This window comes from Gammaproteobacteria bacterium (genome assembly GCA_016199745.1).
Classification (GTDB): domain Bacteria; phylum Pseudomonadota; class Gammaproteobacteria; order Acidiferrobacterales; family Sulfurifustaceae; genus JACQFZ01.
Window position 1 is genome coordinate 136128 of sequence record JACQFZ010000071.1, and the last position, 21695, is coordinate 157822.

At 59.2% G+C, this 21695-nt stretch carries 20 protein-coding genes; 12 read left to right on the plus strand and 8 right to left on the minus strand.

The window, feature by feature from the left end; genetic code table 11:
* Position 1: 1 nt before the first annotated feature.
* From glyQ to HY308_19500, 6 genes are all read right to left on the minus strand, one after another.
* On the minus strand, positions 2-886 hold the full coding sequence (gene glyQ, locus HY308_19475; protein MBI3900443.1) for a glycine--tRNA ligase subunit alpha: 885 nt from the start codon (positions 884-886) through the stop codon (positions 2-4).
* Positions 887-965: 79 nt separating this feature from the next.
* Complete coding sequence (mtgA, locus tag HY308_19480) at positions 966-1838, minus strand: monofunctional biosynthetic peptidoglycan transglycosylase (protein ID MBI3900444.1); 873 nt, start codon at positions 1836-1838, stop codon at positions 966-968.
* 201 nt (positions 1839-2039) lie between these two features.
* On the minus strand, positions 2040-2837 hold the full coding sequence (locus HY308_19485) for a hypothetical protein (GenBank protein ID MBI3900445.1): 798 nt from the start codon (positions 2835-2837) through the stop codon (positions 2040-2042).
* Between the two features lie 116 nt (positions 2838-2953).
* Positions 2954-4309 carry an alginate export family protein gene (locus HY308_19490; protein ID MBI3900446.1) on the minus strand — a complete coding sequence of 452 codons (1356 nt, stop codon included), beginning with the start codon at positions 4307-4309 and terminating at the stop codon, positions 2954-2956.
* Between the two features lie 5 nt (positions 4310-4314).
* On the minus strand, positions 4315-5790 hold the full coding sequence (locus HY308_19495) for a HAMP domain-containing protein (protein ID MBI3900447.1): 1476 nt from the start codon (positions 5788-5790) through the stop codon (positions 4315-4317).
* Positions 5768-6445, minus strand: coding sequence for a response regulator transcription factor (locus HY308_19500; protein MBI3900448.1), 678 nt, complete (start codon positions 6443-6445; stop codon positions 5768-5770). The genes HY308_19495 and HY308_19500 overlap by 23 nt, the downstream gene beginning before the upstream one ends.
* Positions 6446-6594: 149 nt before the next feature.
* Between HY308_19500 and HY308_19505 the strand changes: the two genes are divergently transcribed.
* The 12 genes from HY308_19505 (at position 6595) to HY308_19560 (ending at position 19143) form a co-directional block, all read left to right on the plus strand.
* Positions 6595-7458: a HEAT repeat domain-containing protein gene (locus HY308_19505; protein MBI3900449.1), complete on the plus strand. Its 864-nt coding sequence runs from the start codon at positions 6595-6597 to the stop codon at positions 7456-7458.
* Positions 7455-7595, plus strand: a complete 141-nt coding sequence (locus HY308_19510; GenBank protein ID MBI3900450.1) for a hypothetical protein — start codon at positions 7455-7457, stop codon at positions 7593-7595. Before HY308_19505 ends, HY308_19510 begins: the two co-directional genes overlap by 4 nt.
* A 359-nt stretch (positions 7596-7954) precedes the next feature.
* Positions 7955-8362 carry a hypothetical protein gene (locus HY308_19515; protein MBI3900451.1) on the plus strand — a complete coding sequence of 136 codons (408 nt, stop codon included), beginning with the start codon at positions 7955-7957 and terminating at the stop codon, positions 8360-8362.
* Between the two features lie 250 nt (positions 8363-8612).
* Entirely contained in the window at positions 8613-9518 is a 906-nt protein-coding gene (locus HY308_19520) for a sel1 repeat family protein (protein ID MBI3900452.1), read from the plus strand.
* A gap of 239 nt (positions 9519-9757) precedes the next feature.
* Complete coding sequence (locus HY308_19525; protein ID MBI3900453.1) at positions 9758-10816, plus strand: tRNA (5-methylaminomethyl-2-thiouridylate)-methyltransferase; 1059 nt, start codon at positions 9758-9760, stop codon at positions 10814-10816.
* Positions 10813-11043, plus strand: coding sequence for a sulfurtransferase TusA family protein (locus HY308_19530; protein MBI3900454.1), 231 nt, complete (start codon positions 10813-10815; stop codon positions 11041-11043). The genes HY308_19525 and HY308_19530 overlap by 4 nt, the downstream gene beginning before the upstream one ends.
* Complete coding sequence (locus HY308_19535) at positions 11040-12215, plus strand: cation transporter (protein ID MBI3900455.1); 1176 nt, start codon at positions 11040-11042, stop codon at positions 12213-12215. Before HY308_19530 ends, HY308_19535 begins: the two co-directional genes overlap by 4 nt.
* 194 nt (positions 12216-12409) lie before the next feature.
* Entirely contained in the window at positions 12410-13819 is a 1410-nt protein-coding gene (gene glnA / locus HY308_19540; protein ID MBI3900456.1) for a glutamate--ammonia ligase, read from the plus strand.
* 154 nt (positions 13820-13973) lie between these two features.
* On the plus strand, positions 13974-15299 hold the full coding sequence (locus HY308_19545; GenBank protein MBI3900457.1) for a hypothetical protein: 1326 nt from the start codon (positions 13974-13976) through the stop codon (positions 15297-15299).
* 247 nt (positions 15300-15546) lie between these two features.
* Positions 15547-16611 (plus strand): nitrogen regulation protein NR(II), encoded by a 1065-nt coding sequence (gene glnL / locus HY308_19550; protein MBI3900458.1) that lies wholly within the window; start codon positions 15547-15549, stop codon positions 16609-16611.
* Positions 16604-17995 (plus strand): nitrogen regulation protein NR(I), encoded by a 1392-nt coding sequence (gene ntrC, locus HY308_19555; GenBank protein ID MBI3900459.1) that lies wholly within the window; start codon positions 16604-16606, stop codon positions 17993-17995. Before glnL ends, ntrC begins: the two co-directional genes overlap by 8 nt.
* A 242-nt stretch (positions 17996-18237) precedes the next feature.
* Positions 18238-19143 carry a PhnD/SsuA/transferrin family substrate-binding protein gene (locus HY308_19560; GenBank protein MBI3900460.1) on the plus strand — a complete coding sequence of 302 codons (906 nt, stop codon included), beginning with the start codon at positions 18238-18240 and terminating at the stop codon, positions 19141-19143.
* Between the two features lie 90 nt (positions 19144-19233).
* Here the strand turns inward: HY308_19560 and HY308_19565 are convergent, their stop codons facing one another.
* The gene (locus tag HY308_19565) at positions 19234-20466 is read right to left on the minus strand and encodes a UbiH/UbiF/VisC/COQ6 family ubiquinone biosynthesis hydroxylase (protein MBI3900461.1); all 1233 of its coding nucleotides are present in this window, start codon (positions 20464-20466) and stop codon (positions 19234-19236) included.
* Positions 20453-21691 (minus strand): 2-octaprenyl-6-methoxyphenyl hydroxylase, encoded by a 1239-nt coding sequence (gene ubiH, locus HY308_19570; GenBank protein MBI3900462.1) that lies wholly within the window; start codon positions 21689-21691, stop codon positions 20453-20455. Before ubiH ends, HY308_19565 begins: the two co-directional genes overlap by 14 nt.
* Positions 21692-21695 lie beyond the last annotated feature (4 nt).

The window sequence follows — 21695 nt, forward strand, 5'->3', positions numbered from 1 at the left end:
ATCAGGCGCGCTTTTTCGTTTTTGCCGGCGCGGAAGCTTTTAGCATCGGAAAACCGAGCTTCTCGCGCGAGTCGTAATAGGCCTGCGCCACCAACCGTGCGAGGTTGCGCACGCGGGCGATATAGGCGGCGCGTTCGGTGACCGAGATCGCGCCGCGGGCATCGAGCAGGTTGAAGGTGTGCGAGCACTTCAGCACCATTTCGTAACCGGGCAACGACAGACCGGCTTCGATCAGGCGCTTGGCCTCGGATTCGTAATCGTTGAATTGCTGAAACAACCACTGCACGTTTGAGTGCTCGAAGTTGTATTTCGACTGTTCGACTTCGTTCTGGTGATACACGTCGCCGTAAGTCACACCCGGCGCCCACACCAGATCGAAGATGCTGTCTTTGCCTTGCAGATACATCGCCAGGCGTTCGATGCCGTAAACGACTTCGCCGGTCACCGGCTTGCAATCGAGGCCACCGACTTGCTGGAAGTAGGTGAACTGCGTCACCTCCATGCCGTTCAGCCACACTTCCCAACCGAGACCCCAAGCACCGAGCGTCGGCGACTCCCAGTCGTCTTCAACGAATCGAATGTCATGCTGCTTCGGATCGATACCGATTGCGCGCAGCGAGTCGATATAAAGATTTTGGATATTGTCGGGCGACGGCTTCAGCACCACTTGAAACTGGTAATAGTGCTGCAGGCGATTGGGATTCTCGCCGTAACGGCCGTCTTTCGGCCGGCGCGACGGCTGCACATGTGCCGCTTTCCACGGTTCCGGACCGAGCGCGCGCAGGAACGTCGACGTGTGAAAGGTACCGGCGCCGACTTCCATGTCGTACGGCTGCAGGATGACGCAACCTTGTTGCGCCCAATACTGCTGGAGCTTGAGGATCAGATCTTGGAAAGTCACGGCTGCCTGCTGGTGATGAAAGCAGCGGCGATTATAGCGACGGCTGGCCGCCGGCGCACCGAGCTTAAATGGCGTCCGGCGGAACTTGATCGGTAGTGACGACCGCCGGCGGTTCGGGGACCTCTTCGTCGGGATCTTCGTCGAACGCCGGCGCCTGCTCGCGGGCGATAGCCTCGGCCGCTTCGCCCGGGTAACGCGTCAACAGGTTCAGAATTTTATGTGAGCGCCGCTGAAAAAAACGCGTGCGCGTGGCCGGGTTGTGCTTGCGCGGGCCCGGCAGGCTGGCGATCAGCTCGGCCGACTGCGCGACCGTAAGCCCGGAGGCGGACGTACCGTAATACGTCTGCGCCGCGGCTTGCACGCCGTAAATACCGGTGCCGAACTCGGCGATGTTGAGATAGATCTCGAGGATGCGATGCTTACTCAAGTTCTGTTCCATGCCCCACGTCAGCACCAACTCATGCCATTTGCGCAACGGCGTCCGCGATGAGCTCAGAAATAAATTCTTGACGGTCTGCTGCGAGATCGTGCTGGCACCGAACTTGAATCGGCCTTCGTCCATGTTGCGATCCATGGCCTCGCGGAACGCGATTAGATCGAAACCACTGTGCTCGTAGAAACGCGAGTCTTCGGCGATGATCGCCGCCCGTTGCAAGTGCTTCGGCACTTGCGACAGCGACACCGGCCGCCAGCGCAACGCCGGCAGCTTCTTGTCCTCGGTCCGGCGCTCCTCGTAGTCGCGTATAAAGTTCGACTTCGGGATCGGCCCGCTGGCCAACGCCTTCCAATCCGGCCAGGTCACCATCAAATAGAACAAATCGATAATGAGGGCGATCAGCAAAATGCGGAACGTCCAACGCAGTACCGCGCTGATGCGGGAAATGTGCGTGCCGACCGCGCGCACCATTTTGCGCCGCTTGGGATTCGGAGATGTCATCGATGCATTCGGGATGTTAGCTGGAGAAAGTGCCCGTCCTGAACGCGGCATTCTAAACCATCAACATTAGTACAGCCGCAATTCCTTGATGGCGGCCCTTTCTCTAGCCGCTGGTATTCCCAAAGGCGGCCCTGCACCCTGTATCGACACCACCATTACCTGCGGAAAAAAGGCCCCCCGGCATCACCGGGGGGCAACTCGCTACGGCGCCGTTTTAAAAAAAGACGACGACAGCGTCTGATTACCACCGGCCTCGAGCGCGAGCACCTCCCATTCGTAGTCGGTATCTGGCAGCAGAAATCCGGGCGGGACCGCCAGGCTCGTTGCTGTCGGCGGCATCATGACGTCCAGAATAGTTTTCGGCAGCGCTGCCGGGCTGGTGCTGCTTTGCGGCTTAACGACTAATACCTGATAACCGATGATGGGGCTGGCGTTCGCGGCACCGACCGGGTTCCATTTCACCACCGCGTTATTGGAATCGACCGGAGCGCCGCCTTCCAGCGGCTCTACCAGCACCGGCCCGTCCGGCAGGTTGTGCGTCAGCGTGGCGCTGCCGACATATATTTCGCCGTTCAGACCTCTTCCCTTGAACGAGTACTTACCTTGCGGGAAGCGCTCGAGAAACGACGCGAGTGGCAGCTCGCTGAAGTCCGGCTCGGCGCTCTCAAGGAACAGCTCGGTTCCCCCCTGCCGGCCCATTCTGCCCGAGGTGGTCGATCGGAAGATGAGCCTGCCATTGGGATCGTAGATATCCATCGACTTCCAGGGATCGGCATCGATGAACACTTGGATGCCGGCGTCGCCGTCGGTAGCGTTCATTTCGATCTTGAGGCGGGCATCCTTGAGGTTGACGATTTTTGGCTTCGACCTTTCGCCCCAGTGGGTAGCAGCGACCTCGTTCATATCGCCTTGTGCCCAACTTGTCGAGGCGCCCGCGGTCAGCGCGACCACGGCGATCGTAACGGGAACAACAGTCAGTCTGCGTAGGAATTTATTCATTTTGCTTTCTCCGGTTTGGCGACGATTGCCACGCACAGGCTAAGGCGCGCACATGAGCGCAAGCTGGTCGGAGAATGAGCGATTGATAATGCCGCGGGCGCGAGTGGTTGCGTCTGCTAGAACGGATAGGTGAGCCTGAAAAAGATGTCGTTCGCGTGCGTCCCGCGAGCAGTGCCAAAGGCTTCGCCGGCGGTAAATACCGCCAGCGCCAATTCGATTTGCACGTCCCGCCACTCGCGGACCTCGACGAGCAGACTCAGCTCGTCGCCGATGTCTTTGCTCGCGCCGGTCAAATCGGCCTCGATACGGGCGGCGCGCAAAAACGTGGCGGGAACCACTTGCCGGAATCGGTGGTACGCCACGGAGAGTCGGGAGTCGTCATGGACTGAAACGCCGAAGTTGGCACCAGCGACGACGAGGTTCGACAACTCGGGTCGCAATAGCTCGCCGTAGGCACGAAATTCTCTATCGGAGTTCTGCAAGCCGGTTTGCCGGAAGGCGTGATCGATGTCGTCACTGGCATCAGCGTCGCCGCTGCCGCGAGCGTAGTTCACTGTCAGCGCCGGCCCACGGTTCGACGCCAACTGCCAGACGGTTCCGAGATCGATCGCTCGGCCGCGAACTCGGTGTTCGTACCGTGCGCTCACGCGACTGGATCCGGGTTCGTCGTCGTCAAACTCGAAAGTCGTTTCGTCGCCGGTCACCATCGCCGCATCGAACCAATACGACAGCGTCGCCGCCTGCGGCAGCGTCACGACGCCGGACGCACGCACACCGGCCCAGCGCAAATCGGCGTCGGCTTCATCGACACGCGCCGTCTCGATAACGCTGTCCACGTCCGACCGTTTTGAACGATCACGCTGTTGTAGAAAAAAAGCGTCGACGACGAGGCCATCCGATAATTTCCAGGTGCCGTGCCCGAACCAACGTCGTACACGTTGCTGCGACGGATCGATGAAATCGTCGGTCGACGAAGTCCGCGCGAGCTCTTCGGCGACACCGGTCGATAGGCGCCACGGCTCATGCACATAGTGAACCCGCACGGCGTCCAACTCGTCGTCCCACCACCACCCGCGCGGCTCGCTGATGTTCTGTCGCCCAATCTGCAACGCACCGCCGCCGTCGAACAAGCGCTCGATGTACAACCAGGTTTCGCCACGCGCCACGCCTTCTGAAGAGATGCGCGGCGATCCGTCAGTGCGCGCTTGCTGCTGGGCATTGAGCTTGACTTCGCCGAACGCGGACCAGAACTCGCTCGATCGATAACTGAGTTGTAATTTGATCTCCTGTTCGGAAACGCGCACGTCGTCTTGCGGCGGCTGCGCCAAGGCGGCGTTGGTCAACTTATCGCGGGTCCATTCAATTTCGCCGGCGACGGTGAACGGCTCATCCGCCGCTACCGAACTCGTCAGCGGCAACCCCAACAGTAGCGACGCGACAATACCTACCCCCGCTGACCGTGCAAAAAGCATCGCGATCAGCCGTCAACTTTTTCAACGATCAGCGCCGCCGGCGACTGCCGCGGTGCGTACCCAGACCGATCATACAGCGACCGCGGCAACATCACCGTGAACACACTGCCGACGCCTTCGTTACTGGTAGCAATAATGTCACCGCCGTGGGCGCGCGCAAACGCACGCGCCAGATTCAGACCTAAACCGATACCACTTTGCGAGCGACTGCGATCGCAGCGGTAGAACCGTTGAAAGATGCGCGGCAGATCCTCGGCCGATATACCGACGCCGGTGTCTTCGATGGACAACAACACGCGCTGGTCGAGCTGCTGCAACACGATCTGTACTTCACCGCCCGCCAGCGTGTACTTAAGGGCATTGTCGAGAAGATTCGCCACCAACCGCTGCAGCCGTTGCCGATCGCCTTCGACTAAACAACGTGCCGGAACGCGCGTCACCAACGTTAGCCGACGGTCTTCGGCGATGGTTTGAAACAACTCGTAAGCGTTATCGACGATCTCGACCAGATCAACCCGACCGAGATTCAACTTGGCGGCACCGGACTCGGCCTCAGCGATGTCGAGCGTGGTATTGACCATGTCCAATAGCCGATCGCACTCTTCGATGGTATTCAGCGCCAGCGAATCGCCAGCGGCGTTGGTGTCGCCATTCGCCAGGCTCATTTCGGCACCGGCGCGAATGCGTGCCAACGGGCTGCGCAGATCGTGCGCCAGGTTGTCGGTCATTTCGCGCATGCCGATGATCAACGCCTGGATACGATCGAGCATAGTGTTGAAGGTCTGCGCCAAATTATCGAGTTCGTCACCATGCGACCGAACCGACACGCGCTGGTCCAACGCACCATGGGCGATTTCGTTAGCGGTGCGCGTCACCGCCTCGACGCCGCGCAACGCGCGCCGCGCCATAAACCAGCCGATCGGGCCGCCCAACAGGAATACGACCGCCAGCGTCATGAGAAACCCGTGCAAAATGGCGGCGAGCAACTCTTCGTCTTCCGCCAGCGTTTGTCCGGCCTCGAACACGACGCCGGCGCCGATGCTGCCGATCATCCGGCGGATGCCGTGTTGATGCGACGGCAAATCGAAAGTTTCGAACCGTGCACCCGTGCCATCGCCGACGTCACGCACGACCTCAGCCGGTAGGTCCGACAGTCCTGACCAAGACGACACATCGGTCGTCACTAGCCGACGACCATCGGCAGTCCAGAGTCGCAAGAAAGTTTTCTCGGCCTCGTCGCCGGCCGTTTCCACCGCCATCTCCTTGCTGACGCGATCGAGTCCACCGGCCGCAAAGAACGCTGAGAACTCAGCGAGCGTCTCCCGTAGATCGTCGTCGGTACGTTCGGTCACGAACGCGGCAATCAATCCGTAGACAAGCGCGAACGCGAGCACCGACGAGACCGCAAAGATAGCGCCGTACCAGATCGTCAGGCGCAGCGCGAGCGTGTGCCGCCACTTATGGATTTTTTTTAAGAACATAACCCATCCCGCGTACCGTATGGATCAGCGGCACGTCGAAGTCCTTGTCGATTTTGTTGCGCAATCGACAGATGCGCGATTCGACGATGTTGGTCTGTGGATCGAAATTAAAATCCCAGACGCGCTCCATGATCATGGTCTTCGACACCACGCGCCCGGCATTGCGCGCGAGGTATTCGAGCACGCAGAACTCGCGCGGCTGCAACTCGATCGCGCGACCGGCGCGCGTGACCGTGCGGCCGAGCAAATCGATATGCAGATCGCCGACCGTGATCTTGGTCGGTTCCGGCACGTCGTTGGCGCGGCGTAGCAACGCATGAATCCGCGCCAACAACTCGGAGAAGGCGAAGGGCTTCGTCAGGTAATCGTCGCCGCCGGCCTGCAGCCCTTGCACGCGCTCGTCGACCGAACGCTTGGCACTGAGAATAATCACCGGCAGGCGCACGCGCCGGCGTCGCAGCTCCTCGATGACGGCAAGGCCGTCCATTCGCGGCAACATCAAGTCGATAACGGCGACGTCGTAGGGTTCCGCGAGCGCCATCTGCAAACCACTGTGGCCGTTGTCGGCGTGCGCCACGACAAAGCCAGCCTCTTTGAGTCCCTTGCCGACGAACGCGACTATCTTGAGATCATCTTCAATCAGCAACAGTCGCATCGTCAGTCAGCCCCCAAGGTCACCCCACTCTATGCGCCGGGCGCGGCGCTTGTCCACGCGGCAAACATTAGCAAATGCTCATGTTCGGAGAATCCTGCGGTTAAGTTGACCCAATAAGCTAGTGATCCTTAGCCGCCAACGGATGCGCCATGCGGTCGACGAACATCTGCAGATTTTGCCGTTATTGCGCGCTCGGACTGGGGCTGAACCTGCTCATTGTCGAATCGATCGCCGACGCCAGCGGTGTGTCGACATCCGCTGCCCTCAGACCTTCGCCGGGTGCCCGATCCAGCGGGGTTCAGTTTGGCGACGGCGTCTTGAGCGTCAATGCCAAAGACGTCGCACTGATCGAGCTGCTGGACGAAATTGGCCGACGCAGCGGTTTGACGGTAGTGCCGTTAGTGACACTGGCGCAGCGCGTGGACGTGACATTCGATCGGCTTCCGCTGGAGCAAGGATTGCGACAAATTTTGCGTCATCGAAGTTTCGCCTTGAAGTACACGCCGACAACGCGCGGGCAAGCGCGCGCCGAAACATTGTGGATCCTGCCACAGGGCGATGAAAAGTATGAGGCACAGGGTCCGCGACTCGCGAACGCGAGCAGCAATAAGGTCGGACAACGGAACATCGACGATGAGATATCGCAGTTGCGATCGACCCTGAGCAACAGCGACAGCGAGTATCGCCAGCAAGCGGCGGTCGAGCTCGGCGCCCAAGCCAATGTGAACGCGGTGTCGCCGTTGCGCCAAGCGCTCACCGACAGCGACGCCGATGTACAGCAGGCCGCCATCTTTTCACTCGCGCAGATCGGCGGCACGGAATCGGCACTGGCACTGGCCACCGCGTTGCACGATAGCAATCCGCGTATCCGCGAACAGGCCATCGAAGCGCTCGGTGACGTCGGCGGCGCGGTTGCCATGGGCCTCATTGAGAAAGCACTCACCGACGACGTCGCCGTCGTCCGCTTAGCTGCATCCGAAACGCTGGAACAACTCCGAGGCACCGGCCGATGACACAACGCCACCCATTCACACGTACCGGCAAACTCGACAATCGCGACGAAAATCGGCCGATCACGGTGACCACGGTTGGACCGCCGGCGAAAGATCTATTACCACCGTTACAACGCTTCCGGCCAGGTCACCACTAGATAAAACAGGTTGACAATAAGGGCGATCAGTAGGATGCGAAAGGTCCATCGCAACATGGCGCTAATACGGGAAAGATGCGTGCCATTGCGCGGGCTATCTTGCGCCGCTTGGAATTAGGAGATGTCATTGGTTCATTAGACGTTAGTACGGCCGCAATTCCTTGACGGTTATCCCCTTAAACTCTAGCCTTTGACGCCATAACACCAAATGCGCAGGGAAAGAGCGTGTGCTAGCACAACAAGGTCGTCTCATTTTTCGTTCCACATATTACCTCCTCACTGCTGTCCACCGGATCGCTCGCGCTGCGCAGCTGGTTGGGAGATGTGTTTTTTGCCAAAAAAATTAAGGGGGGAACCTCATGGAATTAGTGATTAACAAGGCATATGAAATTGCCAAAGACGCTCTCACAGAAATTCTTTTGGAACGCGCAAAGCGCGCGGTCGATGAAAATACGGCGATTGGACCGCAGGCGCTTGAGCATGTGAGAAAGGATATTGAAGCCTTAGAGAAGGAGGTAGAGGACTACGAAATACGCTTTGAAATGGCAAAAGAAGCGGTGCAACGCGGAAAGTTGGACATGTCTACCTACGTCCATACGTGCGTTACAACCTTTGCTTCCTCGGAGTCCAAAGGTATTGATAAGCTCATCAAGATAATAGAAGAAATCAGTGGGACCTCGACCAAGCTTGAGGAGGAAGCCCAGGCACGTATAAGCAAGCAGACGCAACAACTTCGGGATCGCTTAAAAAAGAGAGCGCGCGAATAGCAAACAAAGGGCGTTTGGTATTACACCCTTTGAGATGGGACAGATAGGCGCGGCCATCGAAAAATCCCTAAAGAACAGCATAGCCACGAAGAAAGAAGGGAACAATCTGCAACAGATTTGTGCCGATATAAGCATACGTCTTAGAAAAATCCGCGACGACATGACACATGATACAGATATCGTGTACTTCGCCAGGGAGTGCCGAGGCTGGCTCGACAATAGACGCCGTGCCGAAGGAACGCGCTGAGCCATGCGCACCTTCCTTCAATCAACCATTGCCTCGATATGCATCGTCTTCGCGACGGCATGCATCTCTAATCCCGCGACCTATCACGAACAGCGGGAACTTTGTCTTGGCAGGCTCCCCGGACCAGAAAGTCCGGATATGGACGCCTACTCGCAACGTCAACAGCAGCGCGAAGCATGCCAAACCTTGCTGAACGCGGGCCACGACGATGCGGAGCTGCACTACGCTGTAGGCCGCTTGCTGTATCTGACGGGGCTGACGGAGGAGATGCAGGAAGCGATTAAACATTTGCGCATTGCCGACAAGGCGGGGAATGCGAAAGCCACCACACTCCTCGGCAATCTGGTAAATAACGACCCGAACGTCACCAAAGCCATCGGCGGGAAAGATTCTCGGACGTTTTATGAAGAGGCCGCCGCTCGCGGGGATCCGTACGCGCAGGTGTTACTGACAAGCATTATTCAACAGAACGCTGTCCTCAAAGAGAACCGATTGCTTTCTCCCGAAGAGCGTCAGCATGTGCTTCATCTGTTACAACAGGCTGCGGCCCAAGGTTATATCCTGGCGGAGTACCATCTCGGACGCTTCTACTGGAACGTTGCATCCGATACCGATATGGCGATCGCCATGCACCATCTTGAACGGGCAGCTCGGGGCGGTGTTCGCCAGGCAGCGAAAGAGTTGCAGCAATGGGCCGAAAGGCGGTGCGAGGCGAAAAGAGAGGTCCAAACAGCATCCACCGCAAACTGTAAGGCGGCGGGCAAAAAACCCGAAGCCGAGACGCAGTGCAAAGCGGCAAGGAAGTTTCAGAAGGAGGCCGAGGCCGAATGCGCTCAAATTCCGGACTTCGGCAATCTGGATGCTATGCCCTATCAAAGCGTTATCCCGGACGTCATATTTCGGCCCTAAGCAGGCTCCAGCTCAAATAATTTAATTGTTCGGTATACAACAACCGACGCATACATCCTCTGAAAGGGGGAGCGATTCGTTGGACAACGTGCAGGCATTTGGGCTAAGGTGGCCCCCGCGTGCTAGGGCCGTGCCCGAATCACCCGGAGGAACAACCCGGTCGCTAAAGAACCGGAATGTTATAAAAAAGGCGGGCCCTAAAGGGGCCCGTTTCCATTCCGGACTACTACTACTTATCTATGACTACCTCCGCCAATCCGACACCCCGTAAAGCGGTCGCCCTAATTTCCGGCGGCCTCGATTCTATGTTGGCAGCGCGCGTGATGCAGGATCACGGCGTGCACGTCGAGGGCATCAACTTCTATACCGGCTTTTGCGTCGAGGGGCACACGCACGCCATCCGCAACGAGCACCGCGACAAGCCGAAGCGCAACAACGCGCTGTGGGTGGCGGAACAGCTCGGCATCAAGCTGCATATCATTGATGTGATCGAAGAATATAAGGATGTCGTGCTCAACCCGAAGCACGGCTACGGCTCGAATTTAAATCCGTGCCTCGATTGCAAAGGCTTCATGGTCGGCAAAGCGCGCGAGTGGATGGAGGCGAACGGCTTCGACTTCATCATTACCGGCGAAGTCGTCGGCCAACGGCCTATGTCGCAGCGCAAAGACACCATGCCGGTGGTCGCGCGCGAATCGGGCGCGTTCGATCGGTTGCTGCGGCCGCTGTGCGCCAAGTTATTGGCGCCGACATTGCCGGAAGCCGAAGGCTGGGTCGACCGCGAACGACTGTTCGATTTCAACGGCCGCAGTCGCAAACCGCAGATGGCACTAGCCGCGCACTTCGGCATCGAAGAATACGCCCAGCCCGCCGGCGGCTGCTGTTTCCTGACCAACGAACAGTACTCGAACAAGCTTGCCGACATGTGGCAATCGCGCGGCGAGAAGCGCTACGAGCTCGAAGATATCCTGCTGCTCAAGGTCGGTCGCCACATCCGACCGGCGCCGCATTTCAAATTGATCATTGCCCGCGACGACGGCGAAAACAATTTTCTGCTCGGCTTCCGCAAGCGCTACACGCATTTGTTTTCCACCAGTCACAGCGGCCCGTTGGCGCTGATCGATGGCAAAATCGGCGACGACGAGCTGGAGCTGGCCGCCCGACTGACGGCGCGCTATGGCAAGGGCCGGACCGCCGAGCGCGTGGTAGTTTCTGTTACCGACACCGCCGGCAAGTCGCACGATCTTGAAGTGGCGCCGCTGCCGATCAATCAAATTCCGGTCAGCTGGTACTTATGACGCACCAGGTCCTGGACGCGCGCTACCTGCTGTGTCCGCTGCCGGTGATTCGCACGCAGCAGGCGATCACCAAGCTCGTGCCCGGCGATACGCTCGAAGTTCACGCGACCGACCCGGGCGTGCTGCACGACATCCCGGCCTGGTGTCGGGTTCATGGACATGAAGTGATAGGGACGAACAAGGTCGAGGGCGAAATCCACGTGACGGTACGCGTAAAAGCGGCATGAGCGGATCGCACGCGCATCCGCACCATCCGTTCGATACCACCAATCCCGAACGCTACCGGGCAAGCCGCCGCGTTACCTGGGTCAGCGTTGCGTTGAATATCGTGCTGACAATCGCGCAGGTGATCGTCGGCCTGGTCGGTCATTCGCAAGCGCTGATCGCCGACGGCTTTCACACCCTGTCGGACCTCATCAGCGATATCATCGTGCTGTTCGCCTTGAAGCAAGGCGCCAAGGCCGCCGATGATGAGCATCCGTACGGCCACGGCCGCATTGAGACTGCCGTCACATTGATTTTGGGCGTGCTGTTAATCGTCGTCGCCGTCGGCATCATGTGGCGCGCCGGCGAGCGTTGGTTCGACGCGGCGCCGTTGGTGACACCGTCAGCGATTACTTTCTGGGTCGCGGTCATCACCTTCGGCGCGAAGGAGTGGCTTTACCGCTATACGTTGCGCACCGCCCAACGCTTCGACTCGGCCATGCTCAAAGCCAACGCTTGGCACCATCGCAGCGACGCGATTTCCTCGCTCATCGTCATCGCCGGTATCGGCGGCGCCATTTATGGCATCAATTATCTCGACGGCGTCGCCGCCATGTTGGTGTCGGTGATGGTGGCAAAGATCGGTATCGAGCTCAGCTGGCAAGCCCTGCGCGAATTAGTCGACACTGGCCTCGACGTCGACGACCGCGAATCGATCCGGCGCGTCATCCAAAGTGTCGACGGCGTGCGCGCACTGCACTTATTACGTACGCGCCGCCTCGGCGACCGCGCGTTTGTCGACGTTCACATTCTGGTGGATGGCGAGCTCAGCGTTTCCGAGGGACACCACATCGGCGAAACCGTGCGCACGCGCCTGATCGATGAAATCGAACCGGTAGCCGACGTTACGGTGCATATCGATTCGGAAGAAGATTTAGACGGCGATCCGGAGGCCGACTTGCCGCTGCGCGACGAAATAGTGGCGCGGCTCGAACGTTACTTCGCGACGATTCCTGAGGCTCGGCTGATCGACCGCACGACGCTGCACTATGTCGGCGGCCACGTCGATATCGAGCTGCGCTTACCGCTGTCGTCGGCCACCACGCCGGAAACAGGCCTTGCACTGGCGGCGCGCTTCGCCGCCGCTGCCAAGATCGATAACGACATTGGACGGGTGGAAGTATGCTTCCACTGACGCACCATGATAGTGTTACCCAACCTCGCCGTGCCCACTTCTGGTGCGCCTGCTAGCGTGCCGGAAGGACAGAACCACTAATAATCAATCGCTTAGGTGAACATTCGCCTGGGCATAGTTCGTGCACTATGGCGGTGTCCAAAAATTTTTTGGCCACCATTACGTTTTTTATTCCTACTTTAGGAGGACCCGAGATGTCTCCCGCCGATGTACTGAAGTTTGTAAAAGAAAATAAGGTGAAGTTTATCGATTTCCGCTTCACCGACACCAAAGGCAAGGAACAGCACGTCACCGTGCCGACCGGCCAGCTAGAAGCGGCCACCTTCGAAGAAGGAAAGATGTTCGACGGCTCCTCGATCTCCGGTTGGAAAGGCATCCAAGAGTCGGACATGATTTTGATGCCCGACGCCGCCACCGCCGTGATGGACCCGTTCATGGAAGAGCCGACCATCATCCTGCGTTGCGATGTCATCGAACCCGCAACCATGCAAGGTTATGAGCGCTGCCCGCGCTCGCTCGCCAAGCGCGCCGAGGCGTACTTGAAGAGCACCGGCCTTGCCGACACCGCGTTCTTCGGCCCGGAAGCTGAATTCTTCATCTTCGACGACGTTCGTTGGGGTGCCGATATCAGCGGCTGCTTCGTTAAGCTCGATTCCGAAGAAGCGTCGTGGAATACCGAGAAGGTTTACGAAGGCGGCAACATGGGTCACCGCCCGGGCGTTAAGGGTGGGTATTTCCCCGTGCCGCCGGTCGACTCGCAGCAGGACATCCGCTCGGCTATGTGTTTGGCGATGATGGAAATGGGCCTCGAGATCGAAACCCACCATCACGAAGTCGCCACCGCCGGCCAGAACGAGATCGGCATGAAGTTCAACACGCTGATCAAGAAGGCCGACGAGCTGCAGATCTATAAATACTGCGTACACAACGTCGCTCACTCCTACGGCAAGACCGCGACCTTCATGCCGAAGCCGATCGTTGGTGACAACGGCTCGGGCATGCACGTGCACATGTCGTTAGCCAAAGACGGTAAGAACCTGTTCACCGGCAACGAGTACGGCGGCTTGTCGCAAACCGCGCTGTACTACATCGGCGGCGTCATCAAGCACGCCCGTGCGCTGAACGCCATCACCAACTCGCTGACCAATTCGTACAAGCGCTTGGTACCGGGCTTCGAAGCGCCGGTCATGCTGGCCTACTCCGGCCGTAACCGCTCGGCGTCGATCCGTATCCCGTACGTTGCCAACCCGAAGGGTCGTCGTATCGAAGTGCGGTTCCCGGATGCGGGCTCGAACCCGTATCTGGCGTTCACTGCGCTGATGATGGCCGGCCTCGACGGCATCATGAACAAAATCCACCCGGGCGACGCCATGGACAAGGATCTGTACGACCTGCCGCCGGAAGAAGCGAAGAAGATCCCGACCGTGTGCCACTCGCTCGATATGGCGTTGGAAGCCCTCGACAAGGATCGCGCGTTCCTGAAGGCCGGCGGTGTGTTCACCGACGACTCGATCGACGCGTACATCGGCCTCAAGATGCAGGAAGTCACGCGCCTGCGCATGACGACCCATCCGGTCGAGTTCGACATGTACTACAGCGTCTAAGATCTTGATTTAATGCTGTGCGAAAACGCCCCCGCTGGGGGCGTTTTTGTTTTCCCACCTAGCCCGCTCGCTCCCGCTAAATCGCGTCGCCGCTCCTTGCCCCGTCCTAATCAGTCATCTATGGTCCAAACAAGACCATAACTATCCAAAGACTATGAACAAGGTCGGCAAGCTGCTGCTCGTCATCCTCCTACTAATACTCGCCGCTTACGCCGGCCTGAAGACTTATATCAAGTTTCAAGCCCGCTCCTCGATCGATCGCGCCATCGAAAATGTAGCGATGTTCGTTGACATCAAATACCGCAGCATCGGCTCTGATCTTATAAAAGGCTCGATCGAGATCGACGATATCAAAATCACACCGAGAGGCATCAACGACACCGTGTCGATTCGCCAAGCGGCACTCGAAACCGGCAACTTGCGCTACCTGTTCCGACTGTCGGATACCGCCAAGAAAAACGAAATACCCGACAACCTAACCATCGCTCTGCGCGGCCTACACGCCGATATGGACGGTCAGCTGCTGGCGCTGGTCGATCAGCCCTCGGCGCAACGCGATAGTCGTACGTCGTACGTATACAACTGCGGCGATGAGCCGGTGGCAATGAACATCGCGTTGTTACGCCGGCTCGGGTACAGCGAGCTGACGATGGACCTCGTGCTCAATTACACGCTTAACAAACAGGCTGAAGTTTTGCGGTTCAGCCTCGACTTCGATATGCAGGACATTCATCAGCTAAAGATGAATGCCAAGCTCTCTGGTGTGAATACCGATTTTAAGAACAGGCAACAGACGCCGCAGCTTAGGGAAATGGAGTTCCTCTATAAGGATCTCTCGTACTACCAACGTCTGAAAAATTTCTGCAGCCAGCAGGCGAAGATCAGTGCCGCCGATTATGTGAAGGCCGAATCCGCCGGCGATAGCCTGGTGTTGCGCCAGCTCGGCATCGTGCCCGGTCCCGGTTTGCGTGAGGCCTATGCCGAATTCCTGACCAACGCCGGCAGCGAATTCAAGGTACGCGTGGCGTCGAACGAAGACATCAATCCAAAGTCGCTACCGCTGTTCAAACCGGCGGACGTACTTGCGTTGCTGAATGCCGAGGTCAGTATCAACGGCAAGCCGGTCAAAGACTTGAGCTTTGATTTCCGCACGCGCGCCGAGCCGGTGGTAGCGAAGAGCGACACCGGTCAGGAGGCCACGGCGGCAACGCTACCGGGTCACGCTACCCCCACGACGCCGACGGCATCGAAAGAACCGGTCAGTGCCGAACCCGGCTTTCGCGCGGTACCGATCGCCGACCTCGGTCGTTACCTTAATCGCTACGTGCGCATCACCGAGATCGGCCAACCGTCGCGCGAGGGCGAGTTGATTGAAATCGCCGGCAAAACGGCCATCGTTCAGCGCTACTACAACGGCGGCAACATCCTCATCCGCGTACCGCTCATCCGCATCGATAAGATCGAGGTCATGTTCGAGTAGTCAGCAACGAAGCTCCGTTTAATCGACGACGCCAGTCTGAACAGCGCTATTTTCTGACGTCTCGCCCTTAAGTATTCCTCGAAGCCTCAATACCAGCCCAACATTGGGCGCATTATTTAACAATGCCCATTGTGTGCCCTATAATGGTGCGAATGTCGCCCCTAAACTCGAAGCGCAAGCGCCAAGCTATTAAAAATAAAAGGAAAGAAATATTGGCGCGGCGTTTGCTAACAGCGGTTTGAAATCCATGAAAGCGCCCGAACCCACCCAGCGGATCCTCGACAACCTCACCACGGCGGTGATGTTGTTCGACGCCGCGCTCACGCTCACCGCGATCAATCCGGCCGGCGAGATGCTGCTCGAGGTCAGCGCCAAACGTATCCTCGGCCAGCGCGTGAACGATCTGTTGGTAAGTGGCGAGCAGTTACTGCAGGCGCTGCAGGAGGCGCTGGCAACACGTCACTCCATCACGGCCCGCGGCGTCGTCGTCGACCTCCCCGGCCAACGCACACTTACGCTGGATTGCGCGATTACTCCGCTGGTCGACGGACACGCCGAACCGTCGGCGCTGCTGGTCGAGATGAATCAAGTGGATCGGTTGCTGCGACTGGCACGCGAAGAAAACCTGCTCGACCAGCAGAGTGCCAATCGCGTGGTCATGCGCGGCCTAGCGCACGAGATCAAAAACCCGCTCGGCGGTTTGCGCGGCGCCGCCCAGTTGTTGGAGCGCGAGCTCACCGACAAGGGACTCAAGGAATACACCCGCATCATCATTCACGAGGCCGACCGTTTGCGCAATCTGGTCGACCGGATGATGGGTCCGCACCAGTTGCCGCAAAAAAACCTGATCAACATGCACGCCATCCTTGAGCACGTGCGACTATTGATCCGCGTCGAGGTACCGGAGCTGACAATCGTGCGTGACTACGATCCGTCGTTGCCCGATGTCATCGCCGATCGCGAACAACTGATTCAAGCGGTATTGAACATCGTCCGCAACTCGGTGCAGGCGCTCGATGGCCAGGGCACGGTCATTCTGCGCACACGCATCGAGCGCGGCTTCACCCTCGGCCCGCGACGGCATCGGCTGGTACTGCGCGCCGATATTGAAGACGACGGGCCGGGTATACCGCCGGAATTGCTCGAGTACATCTTTTATCCGATGGTCACAGGCCGCGCCGGCGGCACCGGCCTCGGCTTGTCCATCGCCCAAGACATCATTACTAAACACGGTGGACTGATTCAGTGCCAAACCCGCCCGGGTCGCACCGCGTTCACCGTGTATCTACCTCTGGAGAACGATAATGGCTAGACCGGACATCGCCTGGATCATCGACGACGATCGTTCGATTCGGTGGGTACTGCAGAAAGCGCTGGAGCAAGCAGGCTTATCGGTGCGCGCGTTCGAAGCGGCGAACGACATCGGCGAAACGCTCGATCGCATGCAACCCGACGTCGTCATCACCGACATTCGCATGCCGGGTATGAGCGGGCTCGAATTGCTGACGCTGATTCAAGACAAAGCGCCGCAGATTCCGGTGATCGTCATGACGGCATTCACCGACCTCGACAGCGCCGTGTCGTCCTACCGCGGCGGCGCCTTCGAGTATCTGCCGAAACCATTCGACGTGGACGACGCCGTTAACCTCGTACGGCGCGCGCTCGAGCATCGCCGCGGCCGGCGCATTGAGCCGGCGCAAGATGAGCCGGTACCGGAGATCCTCGGTTCGGCGTCATCCATGCAGGAGGTGTTCCGCGCCGTCGGCCGACTATCGACGTCGCATCTGAACGTGCTCATCAACGGCGAATCGGGCACCGGCAAAGAGCTGGTCGCGCGCGCCTTGCACACCCATAGCCCACGGGCCGACCAGCCATTCATCGCCATCAACATCGCCGCGGTACCGAGCGAGCTCCTCGAATCCGAATTGTTCGGCCATGAGCGCGGCGCCTTCACCGGCGCGACTACGCAACGCAAGGGCCGATTCGAGCAAGCGAACGGCGGTACGCTGTTCTTAGATGAAATCGGCGACATGCCGATCGAGCTGCAGACGCGCTTGCTGCGCGTGCTGTCCGACGGCAAGTTCTACCGCGTCGGCGGTCATGAGCAAGTGTCGACCGACGTGCGCATTGTCGCCGCCACCAATCAAGATTTGGAAGAGCGCGTTAAACAAGGACGCTTCCGTGAAGATTTATTTCATCGCCTGAATGTCATTCGCGTTCACCTGCCGCCGCTACGCGAACGCCGCGAAGACGTGCCGATCCTCGCCGGTCACTTTCTCAAGCAATCGTCGCTCGAGCTCAGCGTCGAGCCGAAACAACTGGCGCCGGAAACCAACGAGTATCTATCGCAACTACCTTGGCCCGGTAATGTGCGTCAGCTCGAAAATACCTGTCGCTGGCTAACAGTGATGGCGCCGGGACAACTGATCCGCGTCGAAGATTTGCCGCCGGAGCTGCGCTCCGCCGAAACCGGCCGCGAGGACAACTGGGAGTCGAGCTTGAAGCACGTCGTCGAGCAACGACTGATGCGCGGCCAAGGAAAAATCTATCGCGACATGAATGCGAGCTTCGAACGGACGTTGATATTGGCGGCGCTGAAACACACCGGCGGACGTAAACAAGATGCCGCCAAGAAGCTCGGTTGGGGCCGGAATACGCTCACACGCAAACTGAAAGAGCTCGGCCTCGACGCCTAAACCCATAGGATTTTTACGTAAATAGCGCGTCGGTTTTACGACGCGCCCTGTAAAACCGACCGACAACCGGCGCGTCATTCCACCGCCGGCGACGCAGAAAATCCCGCCCATCGGCCGGCGCATCTCCACTTGCCAATCGCCTAGACAAGCCCACCCCCCTGTCTATGTTCCATAAGTACCGCTTAGGCGCGTACCCCAAGAAAAATTTCGCAGTGGAAGCGTCTCTAACAAGGAGGGTTCTCGTGCAACGTCCTGGAAAAATAATCAGCGCAGTGATTGGCGGAAGTCTCATCAGTTTTACCTTGGCGGCAACGGCCGATAACACCAACAAGGCCGTTGGCACCAAGGTTTCTTTTGCTCCCGCCGAAAACACCACCAATAGACCCGCCGTCGTCGTACCGTCGGAGAAAGACGCGTTCGTATTCAGTGCGCCACCGACCGGGAACTACGCCGAAGACTTGGCGATGTACCAACCGATCGCCGACTATCTGACGCGTGTCACCGGCAAGCACTTCGTCTACCGCTATGCCGACAACTGGCTGAGCTACAGCAAGGAAATGACCAACGGCACCTACGATCTCGTGGTCGACGGCGCCGCGCTGAACGGCTGGCGGTTGGATCGCATGAATCACACGCCGTTGGTGAAGCTGTCGGACGATCTGACATTCGTGACGATTGCGCGCAAAGACAACCGCAAGATCACGACGTTGAAACAACTCGCCGGTCAAAAAGTTTGCGCCAATTCGCCGGCCGATCCGGAAATGGTCGCACTACTATCGCAGCTCGATAACCCGGCGCGCCAACCCGTGATCGTGCAAACAAAGGGATGGGATGGCGCCTATCAAGGATTGATCGAAGGCAAGTGCGCCGGCACGGTGTTGCCGCTGAAGCATCTGGAGAAAAACGACGGCGGCTTGATCAATGTGCTGTATCAACACAAGCCGATACCCAGCCATACCTTCTCCGCCGGTCCGCGCATCACACCGGCACTGCAAGCCAAGATTCAAATGGCGTTACTTGCCGATGAAGGCAGGAACGCAACTGCCAAGTTGCGTGCGGTCTTCGGTAGCGAGGGGCTAGTGGAGGCGAATGCCGCGGAGTACGCCAACTTGGGCAAGCTGTTGAAAGACAGCTTGTACTACTACTAAAAAATTGCCGTTGATTGGCCGCCGGTGCGGAGACGCCGGCGGTTTTTTATTGGTGGAAGATGACGTTGATCGGCTACCGACAGCGATGCTTCAACGACCTGAGCGCCGCGCCAACATCGGCAAATCGCCCGCCAGGCCCGACGCCCGGCGCATGATGATTTGCTTAAGCGGCCCAGCACGGTCGGTCAACGAAAGCCCGGCAGCGCGCAACCCGCTTAGCAGCGGCCAGTCGCTGCCGAACAAATATTTGAAGCCGCCGGTTACGGCGATCATCGCCAGATTATCGCCCTTGCGCCAACGCTCGTAGCGCCGCAGCACATGGCGCAAACCGATATCGCGCCGACGTTCAGCGGCATTGAGAATCACCTCGGCCAACGTCGCCGCATCGAGAAATCCGAGATTCACCCCCTGACCGGCGAGCGGATGCACCGTGTGCGCGGCGTCGCCGATCAAAGCGATGCGCTCATCGATGTAACGTTCGGCATGGGCCAGCGACAACGGGAATGACAAGCGCGCACCTACCTGCTCGATCGCGCCTAAACGATCGCCGAAGGCCTCGGTCAGCGGCCCGACAAAACCGGCATCGTCGAGCGCCAACAATTCCTCGGCACGTACCGAATCCAGCGACCAGACAATGGAACAGGTGTGCGCATCCGGCAGCGGCAAAAACGCGAGCGGACCGGTCGCCAGAAACCGCTGCCGGGCGATATCCAAATGCGCCTGCGCGGTGCGCACGGTAGCGACGATCGCTTGCTGTGCCAAATTCATCGTCCGTAGCGGCATTCCCAAGCGCTCGCGCACGGCCGAATCGGCGCCGTCGGCGGCCACCAACAAACGGGCCTTGAGCCGCCGGCCGTCGACCAGCGCGATCTCCGCCGCCGCCTCGGTGATCGACACGTCGCTGATCTCGCCACCGACGAGCAAGTGCACATTCGTGCTCTGCTCCAGCCGTTCGTGCAACGCGGCGACGACCACGCTGTTCTCGACGATATAGGCGAGACACGGCTCACCAATCTCGGTGGCGTCGAACTGCACTTCGTTGGCATCTTCCCATACATGCATCGCCGCTACCGGCGCGAAACGACGCGCGGCCACACTGGACCAGGCATGGACCGCATCGAGCATCGCCCGCGACGCAAGCGTCAACGCGCTAACACGCCGATCGTAATCCGCCGGCACTTGTGACGCCGGCCGTTGGCGTTCGATGACAGCGACTTTGAGAGTCGAATCGCTGAGCGCGCAAGCTAGTAACGAGCCGACCATACCGCCGCCAACGATGACGACGTCATACGCCGCGGCGGCGCGGGGGTTAGGAGTGTTCATGAGTCAGCCGCAAACCACAGGCGAGCCGCGGCAGCCGTCCGCCTAAGCCGCTGGTTACGCGCACGAATGCACGCTTCAACGGCGGCAACAGATCGACCGCGACGAGCCCGACATTGCGTGCATACGCGAGTGGTAAATAGTTGTTGGAGAAAAGGCGGATCAATGAATGCGTCAGATTGGCCACCCGTTTATTGTCGCGCGCACGCCAGTCGGCATAGCGCTGTAGTACCGCAAGATCGCCGATATCGCCGCCGGCGTTCGCGCTCTCGAGCAGTACCTGCGCCAGCGCGGCAACATCGCGCAAACCCAGATTAAAACCTTGCCCGGCAACCGGATGCACCGTATGCGCGGCGTTGCCGATGAGCACGAGCCGCGGCCGTACATGCTCGCGCACCCGCGTCAGCATCAACGGATAGGCCTGCCGTTTACCGACGCGTCCGAAATTGCCAAGGCGTTCGCCGAAACATTCCTGCAACCGTGCACGAAAGGTGTCGTCGTCCCAACTCAACATCGCGTCGACCGTATCACGCGGCACGGTCCAAACGACGGCACAACGGTCCGGGCCGGCGGGCAGCAACGCCAACGGGCCGGTTTCGGTAAAACGCTCGTAAGCCGTACCGTGATGCGCGCGCTCGGGCGTAACGCTGCTGACAATGGCTGCTTGCTCGTACTCGACGCGCTGCGCGTCGATACCAACCGCGGCGCGTATCGGCGAATCGGCACCATCGGCAGCGATGATAAGGCGCGCACTCAGACGGCGTTCGTTGCCGCCGATATTGATAGTCACGTCGGCGCTTTGCGGCGCAAACGCCACCGACTGGACGATCGCCGGACACAGGAACTCGATTCCCGTGTGCCCTGCGATCGCGTCGTAAAGCGACCGCCCGATAACCCAGTTCGCCACCACATAACCCAGCGCCGGTACACCGGCCTCGGCCGCACTCAAGCGAGTGAAACCGAAACGGCCGCGATCGGAAATATGAATGCGCTCGATCGGCGCGGCCCCACGCTGCTCGATCGCCGACCACACGCCCATCGCCTCGAAAATGCGGCGCGAGCCGTAGGCGAGCGCGACTGTGCGATCGTCGTAGCCCGGTGTGTCGGTCGCCGGCGGCAACGCCGCTTCGACGATGCCGACGCGCAACCGACTATCGCGCAGCGCGCCGGCGAGGCTGGCGCCGACCATGCCGCCGCCGACGATGAGAATGTCAAAATCGGTTTGCATTAAT

Excerpts from the sequence above, each read along its gene's own strand:
- HY308_19545 (MBI3900457.1), top strand. The coding sequence starts at position 13,974 with ATGAACAAGGTCGGCAAGCTGCTGCTCGTCATCCTCCTACTAATACTC.
- HY308_19515 (MBI3900451.1), top strand. The coding sequence starts at position 7,955 with ATGGAATTAGTGATTAACAAGGCATATGAAATTGCCAAAGACGCTCTC.
- ubiH (MBI3900462.1), bottom strand. The coding sequence starts at position 21,691 with ATGCAAACCGATTTTGACATTCTCATCGTCGGCGGCGGCATGGTCGGC.
- HY308_19525 (MBI3900453.1), top strand. The coding sequence starts at position 9,758 with ATGACTACCTCCGCCAATCCGACACCCCGTAAAGCGGTCGCCCTAATT.
- HY308_19510 (MBI3900450.1), top strand. The coding sequence starts at position 7,455 with ATGACACAACGCCACCCATTCACACGTACCGGCAAACTCGACAATCGC.
- HY308_19535 (MBI3900455.1), top strand. The coding sequence starts at position 11,040 with ATGAGCGGATCGCACGCGCATCCGCACCATCCGTTCGATACCACCAAT.
- HY308_19565 (MBI3900461.1), bottom strand. The coding sequence starts at position 20,466 with ATGAACACTCCTAACCCCCGCGCCGCCGCGGCGTATGACGTCGTCATC.
- HY308_19485 (MBI3900445.1), bottom strand. The coding sequence starts at position 2,837 with ATGAATAAATTCCTACGCAGACTGACTGTTGTTCCCGTTACGATCGCC.
- mtgA (MBI3900444.1), bottom strand. The coding sequence starts at position 1,838 with ATGACATCTCCGAATCCCAAGCGGCGCAAAATGGTGCGCGCGGTCGGC.
- HY308_19495 (MBI3900447.1), bottom strand. The coding sequence starts at position 5,790 with ATGTTCTTAAAAAAAATCCATAAGTGGCGGCACACGCTCGCGCTGCGC.
- HY308_19530 (MBI3900454.1), top strand. The coding sequence starts at position 10,813 with ATGACGCACCAGGTCCTGGACGCGCGCTACCTGCTGTGTCCGCTGCCG.
- HY308_19500 (MBI3900448.1), bottom strand. The coding sequence starts at position 6,445 with ATGCGACTGTTGCTGATTGAAGATGATCTCAAGATAGTCGCGTTCGTC.
- glnL (MBI3900458.1), top strand. The coding sequence starts at position 15,547 with ATGAAAGCGCCCGAACCCACCCAGCGGATCCTCGACAACCTCACCACG.
- glnA (MBI3900456.1), top strand. The coding sequence starts at position 12,410 with ATGTCTCCCGCCGATGTACTGAAGTTTGTAAAAGAAAATAAGGTGAAG.
- HY308_19505 (MBI3900449.1), top strand. The coding sequence starts at position 6,595 with ATGCGGTCGACGAACATCTGCAGATTTTGCCGTTATTGCGCGCTCGGA.
- HY308_19520 (MBI3900452.1), top strand. The coding sequence starts at position 8,613 with ATGCGCACCTTCCTTCAATCAACCATTGCCTCGATATGCATCGTCTTC.
- ntrC (MBI3900459.1), top strand. The coding sequence starts at position 16,604 with ATGGCTAGACCGGACATCGCCTGGATCATCGACGACGATCGTTCGATT.
- HY308_19490 (MBI3900446.1), bottom strand. The coding sequence starts at position 4,309 with ATGCTTTTTGCACGGTCAGCGGGGGTAGGTATTGTCGCGTCGCTACTG.